The organism is Comamonas sp. 23 (assembly GCF_049601575.1).
Taxonomy (GTDB): domain Bacteria; phylum Pseudomonadota; class Gammaproteobacteria; order Burkholderiales; family Burkholderiaceae_C; genus Comamonas; species Comamonas squillarum.
In genome coordinates, this window is sequence record NZ_CP187127.1 from 227,140 (window position 1) to 254,011 (window position 26,872).

The window sequence follows — 26,872 nt, forward strand, 5'->3', positions numbered from 1 at the left end:
GGGTTTTTTCATTCCTTGTCGATGACCTCGTCGATATCGGCAGGCGGCTGGGTTTCCATGAACTCCTCGATATCGCAGCGCAGCTGCAGCTCCCGGGCCAGCAGCTTGTGCAGCTGGCGCGGATCGATGGGCTTGTGCATCAAGGTCGCCCCCAGGCTGTTGGCCATCTGCAGCCGTTTGGGGGCCGTGTCGCCGGTCAGGATCACGTAGTGGGGCAGCATCTGCTGCCAGGGCACATGCTCGGCCGTGGCATCGCGCACGGCCATGACGACCATGCTGCCGTCTTCGGTAGCCGACAGGCGCAGGTCGGTCAGCACCACATCAAAGGGCTTGCTGTTGCTCTCCTGCATATGGCCGATCAGGCGCCGCACCTGGTCCACATTGGCCGCGCTCATCACCTGGCAATGCCATTGCTCGAGCATGCTGGCCAGACCCACGCGCACCAGCGGCTCGTCATCGACCACCAGCACCTTGAGGCCATGCAGCGACGAGTAGTCGCCATCGTCGGGCTGCTCCCACAGGCCGGCGACCAGCCCATAGCCGCCGGCGGGCACGGCCTCTGCCATCAGGCTGACGCGGAAGACGCTGCCGCGCCCTGGGATCGATGACAGCGCGACCTTCACGTTCAGGATATCGGCCAGCTCGCGCACGATCGCCAGACCCAGCCCCAAGCCCTTGGTGCCCATGTGCTGGTCTTCGGCCACCTGGCGGAACTTCTGGAAGATTAGGTCGTGGTGCTCGTCATCGATGCCCACACCGGTGTCCCAGACCTCGATCACGCGCTGCAGGCCGCGTTTGCGCACCCCCAGCAGCACGCCACCGTGGTCGGTGTAGCGCAGCGCGTTGGACACCAGGTTGCGCAGCAGCATAAAGAGCAGCGACTGGTCGGTGTAGATCCAGTCTTCGCTGTCGCGCACGCGGAAGACCAGGTTCTTGGCGTCGGCCTGTGGGCCGAACTCCTTCTCCAGCCGGCGCAAGAAGCCGGCAATGGCCACCGGCTGGAACTTGGGGTCCAGCACGCCGGCCTCGATGCGCGAGTAGTCCATCAAGGTGTCGAGCATCTCGCGGCTGGCCGACAGCGCAGCGCGCGCGTGCTCGAGCACCACCGCCTGCTGGCTGTTGAGGCCCGAGCCGCGCAAGGTCTCCAAAAACAGGTTGAGCGCCTGCACCGGCTGGCGCAGATCATGGCTGGCGCCGGCCAGAAAGCGGTTCTTGGCGCGCACCGCGTTCTGGGCCGAGCGGGCATGGTCGCTCAGGTGCTTCTTGTACGACGCAATGGCCCGGCCCAGCTGGTCGATCTCGTCGCCCCACTGCTGGGGCACCGCGTAGATGCCGCCAAACTCGTCATTGCTGACCTCGCGGCGCAGCGCCACCAGGCGGCGCGAGACCGAGGCATGCATGTAGATGCCCGCCATCGCCACGCACAGGATCAGCACGGCCACCAGCCAGTTCAGATTGCTCTGCTGGGCCGCCACATCCCGGGACAGCTGCACGCTGCGCTCATTGAGCTGGCGCCGCAGGTCGGCCGCAGCGCGGCTGGCCAGCAAGGACATGTCGGTGGCCAGCATCTGGTTCTCGGCCACCAAGTGGAAGACGGCGCGGTCATCGAGGCCATGCTGCGCGGGCTGAAAGATCGCCTGGCTCAGCTGCTGCACATTGGCGTTGAGCGCATTGCGCTTGGACTGCATCAGCGGGTCGATCGCGCCATCGAGCCGTGTCTGCGTCATCTCGCCGAGCAGCTTGTCGAGCCAGCCCATGCGGTCGGTCAGCTCCACCATGTTCAGCCGCCGCTCGCCGATGTCGTTGGTGATGGCGACCAGGCGCGCATAGCTGCCGATCATCTCGCTTTGCTGCATCACGCGCGTGCTGGCAATGAGCTGCTCCATCTCCACGCTGGACAGCTGCTGCAGGGCCTGGTTGGTGCGGCGCAGGCCCTGCAAGGTCAAGGCAAACACCACGGCAATACCCACGGCCAGAATCACCAGCATCAGCAAGATGCGCGAGGTCACCGACATCGGAAAACTGCGCTTGTCCGGTGCGGCCTGCGCGGCAGGCGCTGGTGGTGGTAGTGATGGGCTGTCTGGCATAGGGGAAGCTGCCATTGCTGTCAGTTCTGCCAGCGCAGGTCTTCGAGCGCAAAGGTCGGGATCGGGCATTGGGACCACATGCCCACCAGGCCCTTGCGCATGAAGTTGCGCTCGGGCCGCACGACGATGAAGGCGTTGACCGCATCTTCGGCCAGCTGCCTTTGCGCCTGGCCCAGCCAGTCATCGAGCTCCTGGGGCGATGCGGATGCGCGCAGCTTTTCCCAGATCTTCTTGAACACACGGTTGTTGTACTGGAAGTAGTAGTCATCGCGCGCATAGATGCCGATGTCCATTGGCTCCACATGCATGATCAGGCTCAGGTCATAGTCCTTGCGCTTCATCACCTGGTCCAGCCAGGTGGGCCAGTCCATGCGGATGATCTCGACCTGCAGGCCGATGGCTTCGAGCTGCGCGGCCACGATCAGGCTGCCGTAGCGCCCGTAGTCGGTGGGCGGCACGGCCAGGCGCAGGCTGGTGCCCGGGGCCACCTGGGCCTGGGCGAGCAGGGCCTTGGCCTGGGCCGGGTCGTAGGGGTAGCGCTGCACCAGATCGACATAGGCCCGGTGGTGGGGCGAGAAGTGGCTGCCAATGGGCAGCACCTCGATGGAGCCGCCATAGATATTCTGGTAGCGGCTGCGGTCGAGGGCATGGTTGATGGCCCGCCGCACGCGGATATCGTTCAGCGGCGCGCGCGCATTGTTCATCGCGATCAGCAGCTTGCCTTCCACCCCGCGCTGGCCCATCACATAGTCGGTGCGCGCCATGAACGAGGCCGTCAGCCGCGTGACCGAGCTGAGCGCATCGATGCGTCCTTCGGCCAGCATGTTCTCGGTCTCGGCTGCGCTCGACATGAAGAGGAAATCGGCCATGCGGATGGCGGGCTTCTTGCTGTCCCACCACTGCTCGTTGCGCAGCAAGGTGATCGATTTGCCCTTGGTCCATTTTTCGACCTGGTAGGGGCCGGTGCCCACCGGCGTGCCGGCATTGCTCGCGGCGCTGTCGGGGTGCACCATCACCGCGCCGGGCATGGCCAGCGCATAGCTGAGCAGTGCGTCGGGCTCGCTCAGGCGGATGCGCAGCAGGTACTCGTCCACGGCCTCGACGGAGATGAGCTTGTCGAACCATTCGAGGTAGGCATTGGTGTTCTTCATCTGCAGCAGGCGCTGCAGGCTGAAGGCGGCCGTGGCGGCATTGAAGGGCTTGCCATCGTGGTAGCGCACTTGGCGGCGCAGCACCATATCGACCTGCTTGCCGTCCTGGCTCACGGTCCAGCTCTGCGCCAGACGCGGCTTGATCTGGCCTTGCCCGTCGATGATGGTCAGGCCCTCGAACACATTGGCGTAGGTGATCTCGCTGGCGGTGGCCGCTGACGTGCTGGTGATGTCGAACGACGCGGGCTCCAGCGGTATACCGATGCGCAAGCGGTCAGATGCCGCCTTGGCGGGCGCCTGGCCCACCAGGCAGCAGAGCAGCAAAACGGCCAGTGCCCAGCGCATCCACTGGGGCTTGTCTTGGGGGCCTGAATCCATCATCGCTTCCTCGTTGTGCACCTGCCTGGCATCGGGCCGGCAAGTGGCATGGCGCTGGCGCTTGGGCGGCGACAGCAGCAGCTTTTTATTTGATGGCCGTGGCGGGCAGGATACCGTTGCGTTGCGCCACCAGCACCGCCTGGGTACGGGTATCGGCTCCCAGGTGCTTGAGGATGGACGCCACCTGGTTGCGGATCGTGTGTTCGCTCAGCCCGAAATGCTTGGCAATGGCCTTGTTGCTAAAGCCCTTGGCCAGCATCTTGAGCACTTCATACTGGCGCAGCGGCAGCACCTCGGCGCTGGGCTTGGCGGCGGGCTCCAGGCTGCGGCCGCTGGCCTTGTGGATGTTGTGCTCCATGCCCAGGCTGCGCAGCAACCAGTGCTGCACCTGCGCGCAGATGGCCTCGGGCTCCAGCGCCTTGGAGATGAAGCCCGAGGCGCCCTGGCGCACCGCATCGCGCATCAGCTCGGGGTGGTCATGGCCCGAGAGCATCACCACATAGGCGCCGGGCCAGCGTTTGCGGATCTGGCCAATGCCTTCGAGCCCATCACAGCCGGGCATGCTGATGTCGAGCATGACCAGGTTGACCCAGTGCTCCTGCGCCACCGCATCGGTGACCGAGCCCGCTTCGTGGATATCGGCCTGCAGCATGTTGCTGCTCAGCAGCATCATGCGCAGGCCTTGGCGGAAGAGGGGATGGTCATCCACCAGCATGACCGATGGCAGGGGCAGTGTCATATCCGCAGGCTCCTTCTTGCGGCATGGGGGGCGCAGTTCTTCATGGCCCGTACCTTACATCTATTTACCGAAGCAACCAATAGTCCATATGAACTAGTGCGCCTCACCGCCGCTTTGATAGTTTCGGAGTATCTGCTTGTGTTGAAAAAAGTCCAATGATTTTTATGGATTTATTGAGAATGCAAGGCTGCATTTTTGTCCCACTTGCGCTGCTAAATGGTCTTTAGGCTAGTACATCTGGTCTATTTACAATTGCTTACTGCCAGCCGAACATGCCTTCCATGCGATGGCTGGCCGCCATGGGATGCCTGTCGTCGCTCCATCTGTTTTGCCCATGAACAGCACAACACCCAACTGTGAGGACGACATGAAACACAGCGCCATCTACCTTGCCGCAGCCCTGCTGACGGCAGCCGCTTCCAGCCATGCCCAGGGCTGGCTCGGCGAATCTGTGCCCTGGCAGTTCCAGACCAGCGCCGACCGGGCCAACCGGGCCCTTACCAACGACCTCATAGAGAAGAAAAAAGGCGGCTACTACGACGCCTTCAAAAGCACCTACATCACCAATATCGAGCGCCAGGTGAACTGCAACTTCCAGCCCACCGCCGCCGGCAACAGCAGCTCGGCCGACCAGGCCAACCAGGTCGCCTCTCCGCAGACCAATGCATCGGCAGGCAACAGCGCATCGAGCACCGGCAGCGCCAGCGACAGCAGCGACAACCTGGGCCGTGGTGGCGTGGCCAACAACAACCAGAGCAACAGCGGCGCCATCAGCAGTGGCGTGCAGGGCAGCCCATCGACGACCACGATGGCGCCGATCAACAGCGAAAACGCCCATGGCCAGCAGGACATGCAGGTCGCGCAGAACAACAGCGGCAACCAAAGCACCAACGTGAGCGGCAGTTCAGCCTGCCAGTTCGGCGCCAGCGGTGCCATCAACTAAAGCGCGGACGGAGGACACCATGCACGCCCTGAACCTTTACCCCCTGTCCGCGCGCGGCCCGCTGCCCCGCCGCACGATGACCCTGTCGGCCCTGGCCGCCACCTTGCTGCTGAGCGGCTGCGCGCTGCCCACCTACCAGCAGGTGCGCATGGCCGATGACGAAGCGCCCGTGATGCAAGGCCCTGGCCCGCGCCACAACGGCACCCCGCTGGACAACAGCTTTGCCTGCCTGTCGCACCGCATCGTCGAGCAGCGCAACGGCCGCGCCCCGCTGTCGATTGCCGTGGGCGACATCAAGGACTACACCGGCAAGTACTCCCAGGGCGATGGCAATGTCGTCACCCAGGGCGGATCGCTGATGGTCTATTCGGCGCTGGGCAAGCTCGGCGGCGCCATCGATGTGCGCGAGCGCTTTGACACCCGCGTGGCCGAGCTGGAGCTGGCCTACACCGACCGGCGCCAGCTGGGCGATGGCAACCAGCACGCACTGGCCGATGAGAAAGGCCAGCGCGCGGTGCCCTGGCTGCCGTACTACGGCGGCTCCATCCTGCGCTCGGACTACTACATCATCGGCGGCCTCACCGAGGTGAACTACAACATCCAGTCCGGCGGCATCGAAGCCCAGGTCAACCAGATCGGCCCGCGCTACCGCGTCTTCACGATGAACGTGGGCGCCGACCTGCGCATCGTCGAGACCAAGACCTTGCGCGTGGTGCGTGCCGTCAGCCTGCAAAAGCAGATCGTGGGCCGCGAGATTGGTGCGGGTATCTTCCGCTTCTTTGGCAGCAACCTGTTCGACATCAACGCCGGCAGCAAGGACCTGGAGCCCGTGCAACTGGGCGTGCGTACTACCTTGGAGCAGGGCGTGCTCGAGCTGATCAGCACGGTGACGCAGACCCCAGCCGGCCCTTGCATGGAAGGCGCCAAGACGGCAGCAGGCGAGCCCGCTGCAGTACCGCCAACGCCTGTTCCCGCCGAACCTGCAGCACCGGTCCCTGCGCCTGTACCGGCTGCCGCTCCTGTCGCTGCAGCCACCGAGCCGATGCCCGAAAAAACCAAGGCCTCGATGACCTCGCTGGACGTGGTCTTTGAAGAAAACAACACCCGCATTGCGCAGCAATCGGCCACCGCTGCAGATACCGTGGCCACCCGCCTGCGCGCCGGCCAGGGCGTGCGCATGGCGCTGCTGGCACGCGAGAACGAGAACGACCAGAACCCCGCCCGGCGCGATGCGCTGACCGACGAGCGCCTGCAGGCGCTGCGCGCTGAACTGGCCCAGCATGGCATCCCGCCTGGCCAGGTGCAGGTGCTGTGGCGCCCCACGCCCGGCGACACCACCGTGCACCGCTACGGCGCGGGCTACCGCCTGCTGGCGCGGTTGCAGGTCAAGCCTTGACTGGCAACATTTCAAAGCTACCAATTTCATAGCTTATAGCGCTTTATAGACGGGCACTAAGAGCATAAAACACCCAAATCACGTCTAGTTTTCCTCCCTGTACCCCTAGGAGACAGTCATGTCCCACAAGCACCCAACCTTTCTTCGCCGGGCACGCCTGGCTCCGCTGGCCGCTGCGGCGGCATTGATCGCTGCGACCTCCGGTGTGGCGCTGGCGCAGAGCAATGGAACCGCTCCGGTGGCCGGACCCTCGGCCAACCAGACCAGCAACGGGGTGGTGAACGCCCAAAACAGCAGCAATGCGCAGTACACCAACTTCCCCAGCAATGGCGTGGTGAACGGCAATGGCGTGGATGCGCTGGCCATCGGAAACCAGCACCGGCTTGCCACCGGTGCGGCTGCCGCCCTGACCATCAACAACCAGCCGCCGACGCTGCCCACGGTGGACATTGCCCAGCAGGTCAGCGGCACCGTCAGCAGCACGACCTCTGGACTGATCGGCGTCAATGCCGCCAATGTGGTGGGCAACCACGATGGTGATACCGCCAGCGTGAGCAATAACGAAGCCACCTCCACCGCGATCGGCAGCACGGCGGTAGGCACCATGCAGATCACCGGCACAGCGGTGGACATGAGCGCCCCGGCGACGGCGGCGGTTAGCCAGACGGCAACCGGGGCGGTGTTTGGCACCACCTCCCTGACCCAGGTAGGTATCCGCCTGAACCAGACCGGGGGTGCCAACCCCGCCAATGCCATGGACAACCTGGGGCTGAGTGTCTCGGGCAACCAGGTCGATGCCAGTGCCCAGGCCAACACCACCCAGGCGGGTATCCAGGTGCAGGGCGGCAGCGTCAATGTGGGGGCCGATGCCAGCAGTACCGTTGACCAAGTGGCCACGGGCCCTGTTTTTGGCATCTCCTCGGTCGGTGGTTTGCTGGGTATCCGGGTTCAGGGCACCCCCAACCAGCCCATGACGGACAGCACCCTGGGCGTGAGCAGCAACCAGGTGCAAGCCTCTGCTGGCGGCAACCAGCAGACCAGCAACCTGCAGATCACGGCATCGGGTGATGTGGTGCAGGCGCCCGGTACGGTTCTGGCCACCACGGCGACCCAGGGCAATGGCGGCATTGTCATCGCCTCAGGCTCGGCAACCACCCTGGGCATCGACAACCAGAAGCCTGGCTCGGCCAACAACAGCTACAGCGTCGCGGGCAACAGCGTCAGCGCCCAGGCCGATGGCAACAGCGGCAGCAACCGCACGGCTGTGGCTGCTGCAGGCAGTATCGACGGTGCGGTGTTGGAGACCACGAATTCCCAGACCCTGGTCTCGCCCGTCGTCACCGCTGGTGCGAGTGTGTTATCGCTGGGCGTGCAGACCCTGGACAGCAGCAATGACACCATGAGCGTCAGCGGCAACCTGGTACAAGCCCAGGCCCAGGGCTCCAGCGCCAGCAACCAGACCCGTGCAGGCGCCAGCAACATTGCTGGCAGCCTGGCCACCACGGCCAATACCCAGGTGAATGCGGGCGGTGCCGTTTCGGCCGGTGCAGGCGCAGCGCGCATCGGCAGCAGCTCGACCAGCCTGTCGGGCAGCAGCCTGACGGTGAGCGGCAACCAGGTGGGCGCAGAGGCCACGGCCGCCTCCGCCACCAACGATGCCCAACTCGGTGCCGACAATACGGTGACGCAATCGGCCGCCGTGGTGATGAACACGCAGGGCCATGCCACCGGCGCAGTGGAGGCCAGCGCCAGCTCCAACCTGGTGGGCGCAGCGACTGCCAGCGCCACCAATGCCACGCTGGTGGTCAGCGGCAACCAGTTCAGCGCCAGCGCTGCCAGCCAGAAGGCCGACAACCTGGCCCGCATCAATGCCACCAATGGTGTGGTTGATTCTGGCGCCATCGTGGTCAATGTGCAGGACCACCAGGCCGGCAATGTCGGTGCCACGGTCGCAGACTTCATCAACGTCAGCCCTTCGCCTCAGCCAGCCCCGATGCTGATCGGCCTGCGTGCCGACACGGCCTCGGGCGCCAGCCTCACCGTCACCGGCAACCAGGGCGCCTCGGATGCCATCGTCAACCAGGCGAACAACCAGGTCTCGATGGCCGGCAGCCGCATCGATGGCAGCTCCGCGGCCATTCTCTACAACGCACAAAACGTGTCGTCGGGCAATGCACAATCGCTCACCTGGGTCAACCTGGGGGTAGATGGCAACACCGTGGCAGACACCACGCGTGCCGGTGGCCATGAGCTGGTGGTGAGCAACAACCAGTTCAGCGCCAATGCCAGCCAGAACCAGGCCGTCAACAGCCTGGAGATGAACGCCGTCAGCACGCTGGGAACGGGCGGCCTGCAGCCGGCACTGCTGGGCAGCGTGCAGACCTCGGCAGGCGACACCTCGGCGACCACGCGGATGGACATCCTCAGCGGCAACAGTGTGGCTACCGATGCCAGCGGCAATACCACCATCACGGGCAACCAGGCCAGCAGCATGGCGCGTGCCAACGTCGCCAACAACCAGCTGACCCTGGCTGCCGGCACGCAGGCGAGCGACCAGTTCGCCTTGCTGGCCAATACCCAGGGCAACGTGGGTGCCGTCACCTCGACCACCAGCTTGCTGGCCGGTGGCAGTGCCGCCAACCGGCTTGATGGCAACATCACCACCACCGGCAACCAGGCGCTGGCCGTAGCGGCAGGCAATACGTCCCTCAACAGCGTGCAGGTAGGTGCCGGCACGGCGCTCAACAGCGGCTCGGGCGTGGGCTTGCTCAACTCGCAGGCCAATAGCGGCAACGTGTTGGCCACTGCAACCCTGAACGCCGATGGCTTCAGCCGTGGCAGCTCGCTCAACCTGAGCGGCAACACGGCCAGCGCCACGGCCGTGGGCAACAACGCGGAGAACGTCGTGAACGTGTCGGCCCTGCCTGGCCAGCAAATGGCCAGCGCGCAGCTGACCTCCACCCAGATCAACAGCGGCAACGTGTCGGCGGTGGTCAGCGGCAGCTACAGCGCCTCCGGCGTACCGGGCACCAGCGGCATCAACGTATCGGGCAACCGCTCGTCTGCCGTGGCGATTGGCAACCGTGCCACTTCGTCGATGACATTGGGTGTGCAATAAGCCGTAAGGCCTTGCACTTTGACAGCCCGCCTGGCCCCCCAGGCGGGCTTTTTTGTGTCTGCCAGCAGCGGGGCATATCGCACCCTTTGCGTGCGAAATGCTGCCGGGGCTAACCTGCCGGGTTTTCCACTGCAGGAGTTTTGGTATGAACCTCGCGATACCCCCCTTCTGGGCATCCTGGCTGTACCGGCCGGTGGAGTTGCGCATCGATGTGAGCCCGATTCCACCCCATCAACTCGAAGGCGAATGCGCCTCCATCCACGATCGCATCCACACGCCCGGCGACCGGCTCCATGGCCTGCCCGAGATCCCTTTGTCCGACCCCCGTTTTGCCATCCGCTACCGCAGCGCCGATGGCGAGTTCTATGTCTATGTCGAAGACCAGCTGGAGCACCGCATTGCGGGCTTTACCGTCTTCAACCGCCTGATCGAGCTGGACAAGCGCGCCGACCGCTACATACGCGGCCCGCACAGCCGCTTTGACCCCGCCTACCAGCGCAAGGGCCTGGCCTCTTGCATCTACCGCTGGGCGCTCGATGCCGGCCTGTGCCTGGTCACAGGCGCGCGCCAGTCACCGGGCGCGCATGCGCTGTGGCACAAGCTCGCTGCCAGCCACCGCCTGGGCTATGTCGATATCAGCAACAAGAAAATGCACTACCTGGGCGAGCGCATGGCGCCCGAGCGGCTCGATCCGCTCAGCACCCGCATGTTTTTGCTCGGCCAGGGCTGGTCGCTGGGCAGCTTTGCCGCAGCCACCGGCATGCGCTGCGATTGACGATGCCGCGCGGCATTACGCGGGCCGGCGCATCACGAACTTGCCCGCCTCGCTGATCGTGAAATAGTCGCCCGGCCCGCCGCCGCGCAGCAGCGGCTTGCCCGCTGCCGTCTGGTACACGCCGCCTTGGAGCAGCTGCTCGTCGATATGCACCATCACCACCTCGCCCAGCACCAGCCAGGTGGGCACCTGCGTGCCTTGCGCGGTCTGCAGCTGCACGATCTGGGTGCAGCGGCATTCCATCGTCACCAGGCTGGCCTGCACGCGCGGCGGGCGCACCAGTGTCGAGGGCTCGGTGGCCAGCCCGGCCAGCTCGAATTCGTTCACCTCGGGGCCCACGGCCGCGCAGCTCTGGTTCATCGCCTCGGCCAGCGATTCGCTCGCCAGGTTCCAGACAAACTCGCCCGTCGCCTCGATGTTGTTCAGGCTGTCCTTGCGCCCCACGCTGGCAAAGCCGACGATGGGCGGCACATAGTTGAAGGCGTTGAAAAAGCTGTAGGGCGCCAGGTTCAGCACGCCGCTGCTGCTGGTGCTGGAGATCCAGCCAATCGGGCGCGGGCCGACGATGGCGTTGAAGGGGTCATGGGGCAGGCGGTGGCCTTGGCGGGGTTCGTAGCTGTGCAGGGGCATGGTGGGGAATGGCAGAGGTTGGATAGTGGAAGAAACGGCGGCAGACCTGGAACGGCCTCCTAGCGGGTCTGCATGCCCAGAAAACGCACCGGTGACAGGCCGCAGGCACGCTGCACCATGGCGCTGAAGGCGCTGGGCGTATAGCCCAGCTCGGCAGCTATCTGGCCAATGGCCAGGCCGCTGGCACCCAGCTCCACCGCCTTGGCCAGAATGACCTGCTGGCGCCACTGCAGGTAGGTGCAGCCCAGCTCCTGGCGGAACAGGCGCGCAATGGTGCGTGGGCTGGCGCCGCTGTTGTGGGCAAAGGCCTGCAGGCTGTCATGGGCCAGCGGGTCGTCCAGGACGGCCTGGCACAGGCTGTGCAGGCGCTTGTCGCGCGGCATGTCCACCCGCAGATCGAGCTGGGTCGCCTGGCGCAGCTCATCGAGCAGCAGCGCGCTGACATGGCGCTCGCGCGCGAGCTGCGCGGCGCTGGGCGCGGGTGCATCGTCGGGCAGGGTGGGCAGATCGCACACGAGCGCGCGCATCAGCTCGGAGACCTCCAGCACACGGCAGCGCCGCCAGAGGTTGGCAGCGCTGTCACCCGGGCCGGGGCCGCACTGACCTTCGGCCTGGTAGATGTAGAGGGTGCGCAGCTCGGCCGTCTCCACGAGGGTCACCGCATGCTCGACACCGGGCGGAATCCACAGCGCGCGCCGGGGCGGCACCACAAAGGTGGCCGATGGCACGCGCAGGTGCACGGTGCCGGTGACCGAGATGGCCAACTGCGCCCAGGCATGCTGGTGGGGCAGCACCCGGGTGTCTCCGCTCAGCTCACGCAGCTTGGCACGCACCGGCCGCTCGGCGGTGGGCACAAACAGGTGCGGGGTGAGCGAGTCCACATACTGCCAGGCACGGCGGGCGCTGGCAGCCTCGCCGCTGGCGGCAGCGCGTGCCGCGTGGGGCGGGGAGGCAGTCCGGGCAGAAGTCATGGCAGCAAGGCGGTTGGGGGTGGTGGTGATGGGGAAGGGCCAGGTGCAGCAGCTTGGCACATTGGCGATAGTAATCGTCTCTCTGTCGCATACATGCCGACAGGGCTTTGGCTAACATCGCTGCCATGACAACCAGCACAACAATACCGCCGGGCGCGCCCGGGCCCAGCGCGTTGGGCAGCCTGCGCCAAGATTCGCGCACCATCGGCCTGGTGGGCCTGGCCCATGGCTCCTCGCACTTCTTCCACCTGCTGCTGCCGCCGCTCTTCCCCTGGCTGATTGCAGATTTCGGCTTCAGCTACTCCGAGCTCAGCGTGCTCGTGTCGGCCTTTTTCATCGTCTCGGGCGTGGGCCAGGCGCTGGCCGGCTTTGTGGTCGACCGCTTTGGCGCCCGCCCCATCATGTTTGCCGCGCTCAGCAGCTTTGCGGTGGCCGGTGTCATTGCCGGCACGGCCAACAGCTATGCGCAGCTGATGCTGGCCGCCATCTTTGCCGGCCTGGGCAACGCACCCTTCCACCCGGTGGATTTCACCATCCTCAACAAGCGCCTCTCGCCCCAGCGCCTGGGCCATGGGTTTTCGGTGCATGGCCTCTCGGGCAACCTGGGCTGGGCGGCAGCGCCGGTGTTCATGGCCGGCATCACCTCGGCCACCGGCTCCTGGCGCATGGCCTGCCTGTGCGGCGCCGCGCTGGCGGCCATCATCCTGGCCATCATGGTGGTCAACCGCGATGCGCTCGATGACCGCGTCAGCCTGCCTGGCGCGGCCCCTGCCAAGGCGGCGGTAGCCGGCAAGCAGGAGCACCCGATGGCCTTTTTGAAGCTGCCTTCGGTCTGGCTGTGCTTCTCGTTCTTTTTCTGGACCACCTGCGCGATGAGCGCCATCCAGTCGTTCTCCAGCCCGGCGCTGCAGCAGCTCTACGGGCTGCCCGCCAGCATCACCGCCTATGTGGTCACCGGCTATATGCTGTTTGGCGCGGCCGGCATGGTGCTGGGCGGCTTTCTGGTGGGCCGGGTGGAGCGGCTGGAGAAGGTCATCTCCGCCTGCCTGCTGTTCTCCGGCATCTTGCTGGCGCTGGTGGGCACCGGCTGGCTGCCTGGCTATGTGGCGCTGGGCGTGGCCGCGCTCGCCGGTATCGGCACCGGCCTGGCCGGCCCCTCGCGCGACATGCTGGTCAAGCGCGCCGCGCCGCCGGGCGCCACCGGCCGGGTCTATGGCACCGTCTACTCGGGGCTGGACCTGGGCTTTTGCCTGGCCGCCCCGGTGTTTGGCTACATGCTGGACCACCACATGAACGCCGGTGTGTTCTTTGGCGCGGCCGTGGGCATGGTGCTGAGCGTGGTGTCGGCCGGCTTTGTCGGCGCCGGAGTGGCCGCGCGCAAGCAAAAGGAAAAGGCCGCTGTGGTGCCTGCCTGAGCAAGAGGCTGCCTACCCCCTGGGCACCCGCAGAAAACCCGCCACAAGGCGTAAAAAGGCCCGCGCAACCGCTTGGTTGCGCGGGCCTTTCACTGGGTCGCTGGTATGGATCAGCCCAGCTGGAAGATCTTGCCCGGGTTGAGGATGTTCTTGGGGTCCAGCGCCTGCTTGATGGCGCGCATCATGGCGACGGCGCCTTCGCCGGCTTCTTCCAGCAAAAAGCCCTGCTTGTGCACGCCAATGCCGTGCTCACCGGTGCAGGTGCCGCCCAGCGCAATGGCGCGCTGCACCAGCTGGTGGTTGAGCTGCTCGGCCTGCGCGCGCTGGGCATCGTTGTCCGGGTCGATCAGGTAGCCAAAGTGGAAGTTGCCGTCACCCACGTGGCCCACCAGAAAGTAGGGGATGCCGCTGGCATCGGCCTCGGTCACGCATTGCAGCAGCGCATCGGCCAGGCGGCTGATGGGCACGCAGGTATCGGTGGTGATGCAGCGGCAACCGGGCACGCTGGAGACGGCGGCAAAGTAGGCATTGTGGCGGGCGGTGAAGAGGCGCGTGCGGTCTTCCGGGCGCTCGGCCCATTCAAAGGCATTGCCGCCATGCTCGCGGGCCAGGTCCTGCACCATCTCGGCCTGCTCCTTGACGCCGGTGGGCGAGCCGTGGAACTCCATCAGCAGCATCGGTTCCTCGCGCAGATCGAGCTTGCTGTAGGCATTGACCATGCGCACTGCATTCACATCAATGAGCTCCACGCGCGCAATCGGAATGCCCATCTGGATGGTCTCGATCACGGTGCGCACGGCCGCTTCAATCGTCGGGAACGAGCAGATCGCGGCACTCACCGCTTCGGGCAGCGGGTAGATGCGCAGGCTGATCTCGGTAAAGATGCCCAGCGTTCCTTCGCTGCCCACCATCAGCCGTGTCAGGTCGTAGCCGGCCGCGCTTTTCTTGGCGCGGTTGCCGGTGCGAATCACCTGGCCGCTGGCGGTCACCACCTCCAGCGCCAGCACGTTCTCGCGCATGGTGCCGTAGCGCACGGCATTGGTGCCGCTGGCGCGGGTCGATGCCATGCCGCCAATGGAGGCGTCAGCGCCCGGGTCGATCGGGAAGAAAAAGCCGGTGTCCTTGATCGCCTCGTTGAGCTGCTTGCGGGTGATGCCCGGCTGCACGGTGATGGTCAGGTCCTCGGTGTCGATCGACAGCACCTGGTTCATGCGGCTCACATCGATGCTGATGCCGCCTTGCACGGCCAGCAGATGGCCTTCGAGCGAGGAGCCGGCGCCGTAGGCAATGACGGGCACCTCGTGCTGGTGGCACAGCGCCACGGCATCCTGCACATCCTGGCTCGACTGGGCATAGACCACGGCCGCTGGCGGCGGCGCGGTGATGGAGCCTTCGTCGCGCCCATGCTGCTCGCGCACGGCCTGCGAGGTCACGCACTGGCTGCCAAAACGGGCACTGAGCGCTGCCATGAAGGCATCGGGAATGGGGCGCTGCGCAGCAGCCAGAATGTGGGGGGAGGTGGGCGCGTTCATCGGGTTCTCCAGGGCGGGAGCCAAGAATAGCACCGCCGGCTTTTCATGGCTGTCCGCTGCGCTGCAGCCGGGCATGAAAAAACCCCGCCGTAGCGGGGAGGGGGAGAGTTCGGGAAAACCGGCAGTGGCTGCTGGGTCAGAGCGCCTTTTTGACCGGTTGGCGCGCCTGATGGCGGCGCGGGTCATGGGTGCCCAGTTGGCGCTCAACCTGGATAATGCGGCTGCCGCTAGCGGCCTGACCGATGCGTTGTTGGCTGCTATTGAGCGGCTGGGCATGCGCCATCGCCGATGTGACCGCAATCGATGCAAACAGCATCACGCTGCGGGCGTCAAAGGGATGGGCGAAAAACTTGCCAGACATCTGTAGATCCTTTCGTCATTCAGACATGGCTCTATTGAACCCGGAATCGGCCGGTTTTGCTATCATTTTTGCTTAGTGTTGCCTCGGCTACATATTTCCTGTGCCGGTAACAGAAAATAGGCGCTGGTTCACCGCTGCTTTACAAGGATTACCCATGGGCAACCGTCTCTCCCAAATTGCGACCAGAACCGGTGACGATGGCAGCACCGGGCTGGGCGACAACAGCCGCGTCTCCAAGGCCAGCGGCCGGCCCCAGGCGATGGGCGATGTCGACGAGCTCAACTCCCACATCGGCCTGCTGCTGTGCGAGCCGCTGCCCGCCGATGTGCGCGAGCTGCTGGTCGATATCCAGCACCAGCTGTTCAACCTGGGCGGCGAGCTGTCGATGCCCGGCTACGAGCTGCTCAAGGACGATGCATTGCTGCAGCTCGACACCGCACTGGCGCACTACAACGCGCAGCTGCCGCGCCTGGCCGAATTCATCCTGCCCGCCGGCACGCGTGCGGCCGCGCAATCCCATGTCTGCCGCACCGTCGCGCGCCGCGCCGAGCGCATGGTGGTGGCGCTGGAGCAGGGCGAGGCCATGCGCGCCGCACCGCGCCAGTACCTCAACCGCCTGTCCGATCTGCTGTTTGTGCTGGCGCGCGTGCTCAACCGCGTTGATGGCGGTGACGATGTGTACTGGAAAAGCGCGCGGCTGGCGCGCATGCAGGCCGAAGATGGCCACGGCGGCCCCGGCGACAACAACATCGGCGCGGGCCGCTGAACCCTGAGGCCCCCATGCGCCTGCGCCATATCGAAGTCTTCAACGCGGTGATGCACACCGGCAGCGTCAGCGCTGCGGCGCGCCTCATCAACATCTCGCAGCCAGCCGTCAGCCGCACCTTGCAGCATGCCGAGCTGCAGCTGGGCTTTGCGCTGTTCCAGCGCAGCAAGGGGCGGCTGACGCCGACCAGTGAGGCGCTGGCCTTGCTGCCGCACATGGAAAAGCTGTTCGCCCAGCTCGAAGAGGTGCAGCGCCTCGCTGACAGCCTGCGCCAGGGCCGCGACAGCGATTCGCTGCGCATTGCCAGCGTGCTGGCGCTGGGCCACGAGGTGCTGCCCCGGGCGCTGGCGCAGTTCAAGCAGAAGCACCCGCATGTCAGCGTCAGCCTGCAGTCGCTGCATTCGCCGCAGATCGTCTCGGCGCTGATGATGCAGGAGGCCGATGTCGGCTTTGTGCTGAGCAATGTGCAGCAGGCCAGCCTGCAGCAGGAGAACCTGGCCCGCGTGCCGATGGTCTGCGTGGTGCCCAAGGGCATGCTGCCGCCCTTCAAGCTGCGCGCGGGCAGCCTCTCGCTCGATGACCTGACCGGCGTGCCCACCATCAGCCTCGATGCGCAGGACCCCGTGGGCATGCTGCTGAGCCAGCTGGCGCGGGAATCGAGCGCCGGCCTGAACCACTATGTGACCGTGCAGACCTACCACACGGCGCTGGCCATGGCCCACCACGGCCTGGGCGTGGCCATGGTCGATGGCTGCACCGCCTTGTCGGCCGACACGAGCAAGGTCGATGTGCTGCCGCTGGCGCCCGGCCTGCAGGTGCCGGTCAATGCGATCCGCGCGGTCTCGCAGCCGCAATCACTGCTGGTCAAGGCGATCACGCGCGAGATGCAGAAGGTGCTGGCGGCGCAGCTGTAAGCCTCTGCGTCAACGTGCGATTGTGCGATTGCGCGGCTCAGGCAGCCTGGCCGATCTCGTAGGCCAGCTGTGCCCCCGTGCCAAACGCCAACGTAAAACCCAGCGCGCCGTGGCCGGTGTTGATCCACAGATTGCTGGCGCCTGCGCAATTGGCAATCGGCACAGCAGTCGGTGTGGCAGGGCGCAGGCCGGCCCAGGGCTGGACCTGCACAAAATCGCTGCAGCCGGGAAACACCGCTTCGGTGGAGGCACACAGGCTTTGGATCTTGTCCTGCGGAATGCGCAGGTCGTGGCCCACCAGCTCCACCATGCCGGCTACGCGCAGGCGCTCGCCAATGCGCGCAAACACCACCTTGCGCGCGCTGTCGGTGATGCTCACCGTGGGCGCCTTGTGGCCGGCTGCTGCCACATCCAGGGTGATGCTGTAGCCCTTGAGCGGGTAGACCGGCAGGTCCACGCCCAGTGGCTTGCACAGTGCCACGCTGTCCACGCCCAGCGCCACCATGAAGTGCTCGGCCTCGATATCGCCCTGCGCCGTCTGCAGCGCGACGATCTTGCCGCCTTCGCGGCGCAGGCTGTGGATGGGCGTGTCCATGATGAACTTCACCCCCTTTTGGCGCAGCCAGTCTTCGAGCTGGCGGCAGACCTGGTAGCAATCGGCGGCGCACTCGCTGGGCGTGTGCACGGCGCCGGCAAACTGGCTGCGGTAGGCGGCGAGCGCAGGCTCCAGCGCGACGGCTTCGTCGGCGCTGACGATGCGCTGGGGCGCGCTGCCCAACTGGCTTTGCACCTCGAGCTGGTGGCGCGCCGACTGCACGGCTGCATCGCTGGGGTAGAGCACCAGCTTGCCGGTGCTGCTGTAGTCCCAGTCGCCGCCCACCTGGGTCTGCATGGCCTCAAAACGCTGGCGGCTGACGGCGGCCAACTGCAGCAATGTGCGGGTGCTGGCCGCAGACCGGTCGGCATTGCAGGCACCCAAGAAAGCCAGGCCCCATTTCCATTGCTGGGGATCGGCCTGCAGGCGGAACTTGAGCGGCGAGTCGCTGCTGAACAGCAGCTTGGGCAACTGCTTCCAGATGGCGGGGTCGGCCAAGGGTTGCACATAGCTGTAGCTCAGCTGCGCACCATTGCCCATGCTGGTGCCGCTGCCCGCATGTGAGGCTTTGTCAACCACCGTAACCTGGTGCCCAGCCTGGTGCAGCTCATAGGCGGCCGCCAAACCCACAATTCCCGCACCCAGAATGCATACCTGCATGGAACACCCCCTGAAAACCCTTAAATATAGGCGCTTGAATTCAGGCTGTCGCATAGCAAAATGGGCAACAGGCATGCCGTTTGCTTATAGGTACAGCGGTTCTTCACCTTTGCGGTATGCCATGCACCATAACCAAGCGTTATGGGCCTGTCCCAAAAAGGCATTGTTGGAACAAAGCGCTGGTTTCTACACTGTTTGCATTGATTGATTCAAGGAGGTCTCACCATGAAGTTTGTTAAGTCGCTGGTCTGTGCTGCCGCTGCCGTTGCCTGCCTGCCCTCGGCCTTTGCCGATGTGCTGGCCAAGGCCAAGGATTCGGGCGAAATCACGTTCGCCTACCGCGAATCCTCGGTGCCGTTCAGCTACCTCTCCGGTGGCCAGAACGCCATTGGCTTCTCGGTGGACATCTCCAACGCCGTGGCCGATGCCGTGCGCAAGGAAATCGGCAAGCCCGACCTGAAGGTCAAGTGGCAGTCGGTCACCTCGGCCAACCGCATTCCGCTGATCCAGAACGGCACCATCGTGCTCGAATGCGGCTCCACCACCAACAACAGCGCCCGCAACAAGGACGTGGATTTCGCGATCAACTACTTCTACACCGGCACCCGCGTGGCCGTGAAGAAGAGCTCGGGCATCAACAGCTGGGCCGATCTGAAGGGCAAGACGCTGGCGATCACCACCGGCACCACCAACCTGCCTGTGGTGCGCAAGTACAGCGCCGACCAGAAGCTGGACATCAACATCACCTTGGCCAAGGACCATTCCGACGGCTTCTTGCTGATGGAAAACGACCGCGCAGCCGGCTTTGCGATGGATGACATCCTGCTGTACGGCTTGAAGGCCAACTCCAAGGACCCTGCTGCCTACGAAGTGGTGGCCGATGCGCTGCAAGTCGAGCCCTATGCCTGCATGCTGCCCAAGGACGATCCTGCCTTCAAGAAGATCGTCGATGGCGTCATCGGCGGCATGATGAAGTCCGGTGAGTTCACCAAGCTGTACGACAAGTGGTTCATGCAACCCATCCCGCCGAAGAACCAGGCGCTGGGTCTGCCGATGAACAAGGAACTCAAGGACAATCTGACGGCGCAAAGCGACAAGCCTGCGATCTGATGGACAATCCCGTGTCGTGCACGGCACGCACTGCAATGGCCCGGCAACGGGCCATTTTTCATTTTCTCTGGAGTTCGGCATGACGCTTTCCACCGTAGGCATTCTGGGCGGCATGGGCCCGGCAGCGGGCGCTGATTTTGTGCGCCTGTTTGTACAGGCCTGCGCAGACCATTTGCGGGCCAGCGGCGCCGCTGTTACCGACCAGGGCTACCCCACGCATTGGCTGGCCCAGTTGCCGATACCGGACCGCAGCGCCGCGCTGCTGGCGCCCGAGACCGCAGAGGACCCCTTCGCGATGATGTGCCAGGGCCTGGACAAGCTCCAGGCAGTGGGCGCCCAGGCGGTGGCCGTGGCCTGCAATACCGCCCACGCCTGGCATGGGCGCCTGCAGCAGGCCTACCCGCAGCTGCAGCTCTTGCACATTGCGCGTGTGGTGGCCGAGGGCCTGCAAGAGCAAGGCCACCAGGCCTGCATGCTGCTGGCCACACAAGGCACCTACCGCATTGGCCTGTATGACCAGGCGCTGGCCGCCTGCGGCATCACCGTGCACCTGCCGCAAGAGGCTGAGCGTGAGTTGCTGATGCGCGGCATCTACCAGGGTGTGAAGGCCGACCGCATGGACCAGGCGCGCGCCGATTTTGCCGCCGTGGCCCAGGCCATGCGCGCCCGCCATGGCGATGTGCCGCTGATCATGGGCTGCACCGAAATACCGCTGGCCCTGCCAGGCGCGGCCAGCGTGCAAGGCCTGCCGTTGGTCGACCCGGCCTGGGAGCTGGCGCGGGCCTTGGCGCGCGTGGCCTACGGCAACTGAATAAGGCCTTAAGCGGCGTCTTCCAGCATCGCCATCGTGATGCGTGAAACGCAGGTCAGCTTGCCGTCATCGTTGACCATGTCGATCTGCCAGACCTGGGTCATGCGGCCGATATGCACGGGCTTGGCGGTGCCGGTGACCCAGCCGCTCTTCACACCCCGGATGTGGTTGGCATTGATGTCCAGCCCCACGCAGCGCCAGCCTTCGGGCGACGAGAACAGTGCGCCAACAGAGCCCAGCGTCTCCGCCAGCACCACGCTGATGCCGCCATGCAGCAGCCCAAAGGGCTGGTGCGTGCGGTGGTCCACCGGCACGCGGCCCACCAGGTAGTCGTCGCCGATTTCAACGTATTCGATGCCCAGGTGTTCAATCGCCGTATTGCGCGCCTTGTCGCGCAGCGCATCCAGCGAGATGGGCTTTTTCCAGATAGCAGTCATGGGGTGTCCAGGCTCAACAAAAGGGATGCCACAGCATAGCGCTGCACAGGCCCGCTGCCTACCGCCTGCATGACTGGCCGGGGTTGCCAGGGCGCTGGCGTGAGCTTTGTGGCAGCTTTTGACGCAGTGGCGGGCTCGCCGGGGCCCGGCGGCTCAGTTGCTGGTCGGCACCTGTTCGTTGTCGCTGTCCGTATCGCCCTGGCCTTCGTCACCGCTGGCACCGTCTTCGACCAGCAGCTCCACCAGCTCGCGGGCAAAGGAGGGGAGCGATTCGAGGTTGCGCACCACGATCTGCATCTCGCGGTTGGACCATTCGTCCGAGATGCTGATGATGCGGATGTCCATGCTGCGCGCGTGGCGGCGGGCAGCGGATTCGGGCAGGATGCCGATGCCCACGCCCGCTTCGATCATGCGGCAGGCGGCCTCGAAATTGCCCACCTGGATGCGTTGCTTGATCGGGCGGTGCAGCAGGTCGCTGTGCTGGCGCAAGAACGCGTGGATGGCGCTCGATTCATGCAGTCCGATGTAGTCGTACTCCAGGGTGTCGCCAAAGGCCACGGCCTTGCGCCGGGCCAGCGCATGGTCGGCATAGACGACGAGCACCAGGCGGTCGCGCCGGTAGGGCATCGCGACCAGGCTTTCGGTGCGCACCTGGCCGGCGACGATGCCGATATCCGTCTGGCCTTCACCCACGGCACGGATGATGTCGTTGGACAGGCGCTCGCGCAGGTCGATATCCACATCCGGGTGCTTGCGCAGGTAGGCGCGCAGCACCGGGGGCAGGAACTCGCCCAGCGCCGTGGTGTTGGCAAACACGCGCACATGGCCCTTGATGCCACGCGCGTACTCCTGCATGTCGCCGCGCAGATGCTCGATCTGGCCCAGCACGGTGCGCGCATGCTGCACAAAGGCCTGGCCCGGCAGGGTCAGGGTCACGCCCTGGCTGGTGCGGTACAGGAGCTTGACGCCCATGCTCTCTTCCAGGTTCTTGATACGGGTGCTGGCCGCCGGCAGCGAGATGAACGACAGCTCGGCCCCCCGCGTCATGCTGTTCGCGTCTGCCACATGCACCATGAGGCGCAGATCTACCAAGTCAAAATGCATTGCCATGGCGCGATTGTAGGCGCTGGGGTCGGCCACCCCCCGTGCGCAAGGCCCGGCTTGTCACCCAGGTTGGTGGCCGCCGCTTGAGATCAGCATTCGACGATGTGCACGGCCAGCCCGCCCAGCGAGGTCTCCTTGTACTTGCTCATCATGTCGGCGCCGGTGGCGCGCATCGTGGCGATCACGTTGTCCAGGCTCACGACATGCGAGCCATCGCCGCGCAAGGCCATGCGTGCGGCATTGATGGCCTTGACGGCGGCCAGCGCGTTGCGCTCGATGCAGGGCACCTGCACCAGGCCGGCAACCGGGTCGCAGGTCAGGCCCAGGTGGTGCTCCATGCCGATCTCGGCGGCGTTCTCCACCTGCGCTGGTGTGCCGCCCATCACCGCGCACAGGCCTGCTGCCGCCATCGAGCAGGCCACGCCCACCTCGCCCTGGCAGCCCACTTCGGCGCCCGATATCGAGGCGTTTTCCTTGTACAGCATGCCGATGGCGCCTGCGGTCAGCAAAAAGTCCACCACACCGGCCTCGCTGGCGCCGGGCACAAAGCGCCAGTAGTAGTGCAGCACGGCCGGCACAATGCCGGCAGCGCCATTGGTGGGGGCGGTCACCACCCGGCCGCCGGCGGCGTTTTCCTCGTTCACGGCCAGTGCAAACAGGTTCACCCAGTCCATCACCTCCAGCGGATCGGTGCTGGCACCGTGGGCATGCTGGGTCAGGCCTTGGTAAAAGCCGGCCGCACGGCGTTTGACGTTGAGCCCGCCGGGCAGGCGCCCTTCGGTGCGGCAGCCGCGTTGTACGCAGTCCTGCATGGCCTGCCAGATCTTGAGCAGGCCGCTGTCGATGTCGGCATCGGCGCGCCAGTGGCGTTCATTGGTGCGCATGATCTGCGCAATCGGCTGCTGGTGGTCCTGCGCCAGCTGCAGCAGCTGCGCGGCGCTGTGAAAGGGCAGGGGCAGCACCTCGGTATCGGGCGCAATCGCCTGCTGGCGCTCGGCATCGTAGGCGGCCTCTTCGCTGACGATAAAGCCCCCGCCCACCGAGTAGTAGGCCTGCGCGTCGACCAGCCCATGCTGCGCATCCCAGGCCTCCAAGCGCATGCCATTGGGGTGGAAAGGCAGGCTGACCTCGCCAATCAAGAGCAGGTCGGTGGCCGGGTCAAACACGATGCGCTGCTCGCCATTGAGCAGCAGCTGCCCGGTGCTGTGGACTTCGGCAATCAGCGCATCGATGGCATTCACATCCACCGTATCGGGCGCATGGCCGGCCAGGCCCAGGATCACTGCACGGTCACTGGCGTGGCCGATGCCGGTGGCGCCCAGGGAGCCGAACAGCTGGCAGCGCAGGCGTGCCACCTGCGAAAGCTGGCCTTGGCGTTGCAGGCGCTGCACAAAGGCATGCGCGGCGCGCATCGGGCCGACCGTGTGCGAGCTGCTGGGCCCGATACCGATCTTGAACAAATCAAACACGCTGACGGCCATGGCTACTTTCCGATCATTTTTGCAACTGCAGACTGGCGCTGAGGATAGCGCTGATCTGCGCCTTGGCAAGCGGATAAGCACCCATCACGCCCAAACTGGCATGTGGCCCCAGGCGGCTGGCGACAAAGGCATCGGCATGGGCGGGCGCTGCGTGCTGCCGCATCAGGCCCGCCTGCGCCACCAGCACCAGCTGCTGCACCCATTGGCGCGCCTGCGCCTGCTGCACCCAGGCGTCTTGCGCCATCGCCTGCCACTGGCCTTGCAGGCACGCCAGCGCTTGTTGGATGGGCGTGTCATCGGCTGCCATGCGCTGCAAGTCCAGCCACAGCGCGTCGCGCAGGTCAGGCTCGCGCTGCAGGGCCTTGACCACATCGAGGCACATCACATTGCCCGAGCCCTCCCAGATCGAATTGACCGGCGCTTCGCGGTAGATGCGTGCCAGCGCCGAGCTGTCGATATAGCCATTGCCGCCCAGCACTTCCATGGCCTCGGCGCTGCAGGCAATGGCGCGTTTGCAGACCCAGAACTTGGCCGCTGGCGTCATGGCGCGCTGCCAGGCCTGCGCGGTGGTCTGGCCCGGGGCGCTGCTGCCCTCAAAGGCCTGCGCCAGCTGCATGGCCAAGAGCAGCGCTGCCTCGCTCTCCAGCGCCAGGTCGGCCAGCACCGATTGCATCAGCGGCTGCGCGATGAGCGCCGCGCCAAAGGCCTGGCGGTGCCGGGCCGACCACAGCGCCTGCACAGTGGCCTGGCGCAGCAGCGCGCAGCTGCCCAGCACGCAGCACAGCCGCGTGACCGTGGCCATCTCCATGATGGTGGCAATGCCCCGGCCTTCCTCGCCCACGAGCACGCCATAGGCATCGTCAAACAGCACCTCGCTGCTGGCATTGCTGCGGTTGCCCACCTTGTCCTTGAGGCGCTGCACCAGCACATGGTTGCGGGTCCCATCGGGTTGCCAGCGCGGCACCCAAAAGCAGGCCAGCGGTGCCTGCAGTGCATGGCCGTCGGCGGCGCTACTGGCCATGCGCGCCACCACCAGGTGCGCATCGGCCATCGGCACCGAATAAAACCATTTATGGCCTTGCAGCCGGTAGTCCGCGCCGCGCCCGCCGCCTGTGGCACCCTGCGGATAGGCCACGGTGGTGTTGCTGCGCACGTCCGAGCCGCCTTGTTTTTCGGTCATGCCCATGCCCACCCACAGGGCCGTCTTGTCTGCCAGCGGCGCATCGCGCGCGTCATGGTGGGCACAGGTAATGCCGCGCGCGATCTGCGCCCACAGCGCTGGCTCCTTGCGCAGCACCGGGATTGCCGCCGTCGTCATTGTTGCGGGGCAGAGGCTGCCCGCTTCTGCCTGGCCATGCAAGTAAAAACCGGCGGCCCAGGCTGTCCAGCGGCCGCGTGGTGCGTCTGCGGGCGTATGTGGTGTGCCAGCAAATGGCATGTCGATCAGTTGCTGCGCGCGGTAATGCGCCAGCACCTGGTGCCATGCGGGGTGAAACTCCACCTGGTCGATGCGCCGGCCCCGTGCATCCCATTGCTGCAACTGCGGTGGGTGGCGGTTGGCCTGGTCGGCCCATTGCGCAAAGGCGCTGCTGCCAACGGTGCGGGCGTGTTGCTGCAGGCCCGGCAGCCAGGCCTGGGCCTGCGCGCGTGCCAGGGCGGCCTGCAAGGCCGGATCGCTGCCCAGCGGGTCGTAGTCGACCAGCTCATCCACCAGGTTGTCCTTGTCGCGCTCTGCCATGGCTGCTCTCCCAGATGTGCTTGCCCATTCTAGGAACAGCACTGCGAGATAGCAAAACAGATCAGCTATGGGCGTTCAGCCGGTCCAGCCGCAGGCGCTGGCGCTCGTCACCCAGCGCCCGGGCGGCCAGCAGCACGCTGCCGGCGGCGGCCATGCCGCCCGCGCCCGTCAGCAGCAGCAACAACAGGATCTGGTACTTGGCCGCTTCCAGCGGGTCCATGCCGCCCAGGATCTGGCCGGTCATGATGCCGGGCAAGGTGATCAATCCCGCAGCCGACATCTGGTTGATGATGGGGATCAGCCCCCGGCGGATAGCGGCGCGGGTGTGCGGTGCCAGGGCGCGGCGGAAAGAGACCCCCAGCGCCAGCTGGGCCTCGATCGCAGCGCGCCCCTGGCGCACGCCATCAAAAAAGCTGTCCAGCCCCAGGCTCGCGGCATTGAGCACGCTGCCCAGCACAATGCCCATCAGCGGTATCGCATAGCGTGCATCAAACCAGGGATCGGGCCGCACGGCGGTCATCAGCGCCAGCACCACGGTCGACAGGCTGGCCAGCGCCACCACCAGCCCCGCAATGCGGTAGCTGCCCCCGCCGGCCAGCCGCTGGTGCGGCCGCACCGCCACCTCGCGCGCGGCAGCGGCAATCATCACCAGCACCACGACCAAGGTGGTGCCCGGGTGCGCCTGCTGGAACACCAGCCGCAGCACATAGCCCACCAGCAGGAGCTGCACCACCATGCGCAGCGATGCCCACAGCACCTGGCGCTGCAGCTGCAGGCGCATCGCCCAGGAGGCGGCAGCGGCGGCCAGCACCAGCGCTGCGCCCACCAGCAAATCGCTGGGTTGCAGATGGATCGCCGTGTTCATTGCGCGGCCTCCATCGGCCCCAGCTGGTGGTCTACCAATTGCATGCAGCGCTGGCCCACGCGCGCGGCCTGCGCCTGCGAATGGGTCACCCACAGCAGGCTCAGGCCCTGCTGCTGGCAGCGCTGCAGCAACTGCTCTACCGCAGCCACCGATGTTTCATCGAGGGCAGCCGTGGGCTCATCGAGCAGCAGCACCTGGGGCCTGCGCAACAGCCCGCGCAGCAAGGCCAGGCGCTGGCGCTCGCCGGTCGACAGCTGGGTCAGCGGAATATCGACAAAGCCCTGGCGCAGCCCCAGCGCACTAGCCATCTCCAGCAACGCCGCCTGCGAGCCCGGCGGGAAATGCTCCATCACCGTCGCCCCCCACCAGGCAGGCTCTGCCGCCAGGTACATCACCTGCTGGCGCCAGGCCGGGCCGCTGAAGGCGCTGCGTGCCTGGCCGTTGAGCAGCACCTCGCCACTGCCCGGGTCCAGATCGGCAATCAGCCGCAGCAACACTGACTTGCCCGCCCCCGATGCGCCCATCACCGCCACGCATTCGCCGGCTGCCAGCTCCAGCGAGCAGGGCCCGCTGATGGGGCTTTGCAGGGCGCGGATGGACAGGCGGGCAGGGGTGGTGGGGGGCATGGGGGCTGAGTGTAGCGCTGGGCGCCGCCAGACCAAGGCGCTGGGATGAAGCAGCGTTTTGCCAACGGGGCTGCAGCAGGGCGAGTCGCTGTTTTAAGTGCGCTGAAATGCCGTGCAGATCGCTGATTCCAAGCCCTGGTTTTTAAAGCTCGCAAAATGTAAATCACATCTCTTAGCTATTAGATAATCCAATGAATATATTAAAAAATCAATGCTTTCAAAGCACCGTATTTAATATATCTTTGTTCCTAATAATATTATTTGATGTT

At 65.6% G+C, this 26,872-nt stretch carries 23 protein-coding genes; 9 read left to right on the forward strand and 14 right to left on the reverse strand.

Translation table 11 applies throughout. The features are described from left to right. Positions 1–8 precede the first annotated feature (8 nt). From ACPEE1_RS00925 to ACPEE1_RS00935, 3 genes are all read right to left on the reverse strand, one after another. Positions 9–2,102 (reverse strand): ATP-binding response regulator, encoded by a 2,094-nt coding sequence (locus ACPEE1_RS00925; RefSeq protein WP_165841152.1) that lies wholly within the window; start codon positions 2,100–2,102, stop codon positions 9–11. Positions 2,103–2,107: 5 nt separating this feature from the next. Next, a complete protein-coding gene (locus tag ACPEE1_RS00930) occupies positions 2,108–3,616 on the reverse strand; it encodes an ABC transporter substrate-binding protein (protein ID WP_423934977.1) in 1,509 nt (502 codons plus the stop codon). 85 nt (positions 3,617–3,701) lie between these two features. Further along, positions 3,702–4,355, reverse strand: coding sequence for a response regulator transcription factor (locus ACPEE1_RS00935; RefSeq protein ID WP_021027159.1), 654 nt, complete (start codon positions 4,353–4,355; stop codon positions 3,702–3,704). Between the two features lie 367 nt (positions 4,356–4,722). On the opposite strand from ACPEE1_RS00935, the gene ACPEE1_RS00940 reads away from it, so the two are divergent. The 4 genes from ACPEE1_RS00940 (at position 4,723) to ACPEE1_RS00955 (ending at position 10,587) form a co-directional block, all read left to right on the forward strand. Then, on the forward strand, positions 4,723–5,298 hold the full coding sequence (locus tag ACPEE1_RS00940; protein WP_182344305.1) for a hypothetical protein: 576 nt from the start codon (positions 4,723–4,725) through the stop codon (positions 5,296–5,298). Positions 5,299–5,317: 19 nt separating this feature from the next. Next, positions 5,318–6,694, forward strand: coding sequence for a CsgG/HfaB family protein (locus ACPEE1_RS00945; protein WP_423934978.1), 1,377 nt, complete (start codon positions 5,318–5,320; stop codon positions 6,692–6,694). A 118-nt stretch (positions 6,695–6,812) separates the two neighbouring features. Continuing rightward, a complete protein-coding gene (locus ACPEE1_RS00950) occupies positions 6,813–9,812 on the forward strand; it encodes a beta strand repeat-containing protein (RefSeq protein ID WP_423934979.1) in 3,000 nt (999 codons plus the stop codon). A gap of 145 nt (positions 9,813–9,957) precedes the next feature. After that, a complete protein-coding gene (locus ACPEE1_RS00955) occupies positions 9,958–10,587 on the forward strand; it encodes an N-acetyltransferase (RefSeq protein WP_182344299.1) in 630 nt (209 codons plus the stop codon). A 15-nt stretch (positions 10,588–10,602) separates the two neighbouring features. Here the strand turns inward: ACPEE1_RS00955 and ACPEE1_RS00960 are convergent, their stop codons facing one another. Both ACPEE1_RS00960 and ACPEE1_RS00965 read right to left on the reverse strand, forming a co-directional pair. Next, positions 10,603–11,217: a flavin reductase family protein gene (locus ACPEE1_RS00960; RefSeq protein ID WP_182344297.1), complete on the reverse strand. Its 615-nt coding sequence runs from the start codon at positions 11,215–11,217 to the stop codon at positions 10,603–10,605. A 59-nt stretch (positions 11,218–11,276) separates the two neighbouring features. Next, positions 11,277–12,188 (reverse strand): AraC family transcriptional regulator, encoded by a 912-nt coding sequence (locus tag ACPEE1_RS00965; protein ID WP_116925327.1) that lies wholly within the window; start codon positions 12,186–12,188, stop codon positions 11,277–11,279. Between the two features lie 125 nt (positions 12,189–12,313). Here ACPEE1_RS00965 and ACPEE1_RS00970 point away from each other — a divergent pair, with 125 nt between their 5' ends. Then, positions 12,314–13,603 carry an MFS transporter gene (locus tag ACPEE1_RS00970; RefSeq protein ID WP_116925326.1) on the forward strand — a complete coding sequence of 430 codons (1,290 nt, stop codon included), beginning with the start codon at positions 12,314–12,316 and terminating at the stop codon, positions 13,601–13,603. A gap of 110 nt (positions 13,604–13,713) precedes the next feature. On the opposite strand, the gene ACPEE1_RS00975 is transcribed toward ACPEE1_RS00970, so the two are convergent. Together ACPEE1_RS00975 and ACPEE1_RS00980 are read right to left on the reverse strand one after the other, a co-directional pair. Beyond that, positions 13,714–15,135: an FAD-binding oxidoreductase gene (locus tag ACPEE1_RS00975; protein ID WP_027011072.1), complete on the reverse strand. Its 1,422-nt coding sequence runs from the start codon at positions 15,133–15,135 to the stop codon at positions 13,714–13,716. Between the two features lie 136 nt (positions 15,136–15,271). Next, the gene (locus ACPEE1_RS00980; RefSeq protein ID WP_116925325.1) at positions 15,272–15,496 is read right to left on the reverse strand and encodes a hypothetical protein; all 225 of its coding nucleotides are present in this window, start codon (positions 15,494–15,496) and stop codon (positions 15,272–15,274) included. A 154-nt stretch (positions 15,497–15,650) separates the two neighbouring features. On the opposite strand from ACPEE1_RS00980, the gene ACPEE1_RS00985 reads away from it, so the two are divergent. Further along, a complete protein-coding gene (locus tag ACPEE1_RS00985) occupies positions 15,651–16,262 on the forward strand; it encodes a cob(I)yrinic acid a,c-diamide adenosyltransferase (protein WP_116925324.1) in 612 nt (203 codons plus the stop codon). Between the two features lie 14 nt (positions 16,263–16,276). After that, positions 16,277–17,176, forward strand: coding sequence for a LysR family transcriptional regulator (locus ACPEE1_RS00990; protein WP_116925323.1), 900 nt, complete (start codon positions 16,277–16,279; stop codon positions 17,174–17,176). A gap of 37 nt (positions 17,177–17,213) precedes the next feature. On the opposite strand, the gene ACPEE1_RS00995 is transcribed toward ACPEE1_RS00990, so the two are convergent. After that, positions 17,214–18,431, reverse strand: a complete 1,218-nt coding sequence (locus ACPEE1_RS00995) for a D-amino acid dehydrogenase (RefSeq protein WP_260718537.1) — start codon at positions 18,429–18,431, stop codon at positions 17,214–17,216. Between the two features lie 225 nt (positions 18,432–18,656). On the opposite strand from ACPEE1_RS00995, the gene ACPEE1_RS01000 reads away from it, so the two are divergent. Both ACPEE1_RS01000 and ACPEE1_RS01005 read left to right on the forward strand, forming a co-directional pair. Then, positions 18,657–19,541, forward strand: coding sequence for an amino acid ABC transporter substrate-binding protein (locus tag ACPEE1_RS01000; RefSeq protein WP_021027896.1), 885 nt, complete (start codon positions 18,657–18,659; stop codon positions 19,539–19,541). Positions 19,542–19,620: 79 nt separating this feature from the next. After that, entirely contained in the window at positions 19,621–20,352 is a 732-nt protein-coding gene (locus tag ACPEE1_RS01005) for an aspartate/glutamate racemase family protein (protein WP_423934980.1), read from the forward strand. An 8-nt stretch (positions 20,353–20,360) separates the two neighbouring features. On the opposite strand, the gene ACPEE1_RS01010 is transcribed toward ACPEE1_RS01005, so the two are convergent. The 6 genes from ACPEE1_RS01010 to ACPEE1_RS01035 form a co-directional block, all read right to left on the reverse strand. After that, on the reverse strand, positions 20,361–20,789 hold the full coding sequence (locus tag ACPEE1_RS01010) for a hotdog fold thioesterase (RefSeq protein WP_423934981.1): 429 nt from the start codon (positions 20,787–20,789) through the stop codon (positions 20,361–20,363). Between the two features lie 153 nt (positions 20,790–20,942). Then, complete coding sequence (locus tag ACPEE1_RS01015; protein WP_116925514.1) at positions 20,943–21,899, reverse strand: LysR family transcriptional regulator; 957 nt, start codon at positions 21,897–21,899, stop codon at positions 20,943–20,945. A gap of 83 nt (positions 21,900–21,982) precedes the next feature. Next, positions 21,983–23,374, reverse strand: coding sequence for an L-serine ammonia-lyase (locus ACPEE1_RS01020; protein ID WP_182344287.1), 1,392 nt, complete (start codon positions 23,372–23,374; stop codon positions 21,983–21,985). A 13-nt stretch (positions 23,375–23,387) separates the two neighbouring features. Next, complete coding sequence (locus tag ACPEE1_RS01025; protein ID WP_423934982.1) at positions 23,388–25,112, reverse strand: acyl-CoA dehydrogenase family protein; 1,725 nt, start codon at positions 25,110–25,112, stop codon at positions 23,388–23,390. Positions 25,113–25,173: 61 nt separating this feature from the next. Continuing rightward, positions 25,174–25,977: an ABC transporter permease gene (locus tag ACPEE1_RS01030; protein ID WP_116925317.1), complete on the reverse strand. Its 804-nt coding sequence runs from the start codon at positions 25,975–25,977 to the stop codon at positions 25,174–25,176. After that, on the reverse strand, positions 25,974–26,603 hold the full coding sequence (locus tag ACPEE1_RS01035; protein WP_423934983.1) for an ABC transporter ATP-binding protein: 630 nt from the start codon (positions 26,601–26,603) through the stop codon (positions 25,974–25,976). The genes ACPEE1_RS01030 and ACPEE1_RS01035 overlap by 4 nt, the downstream gene beginning before the upstream one ends. Between the last annotated feature and the right edge of the window lie 269 nt (positions 26,604–26,872).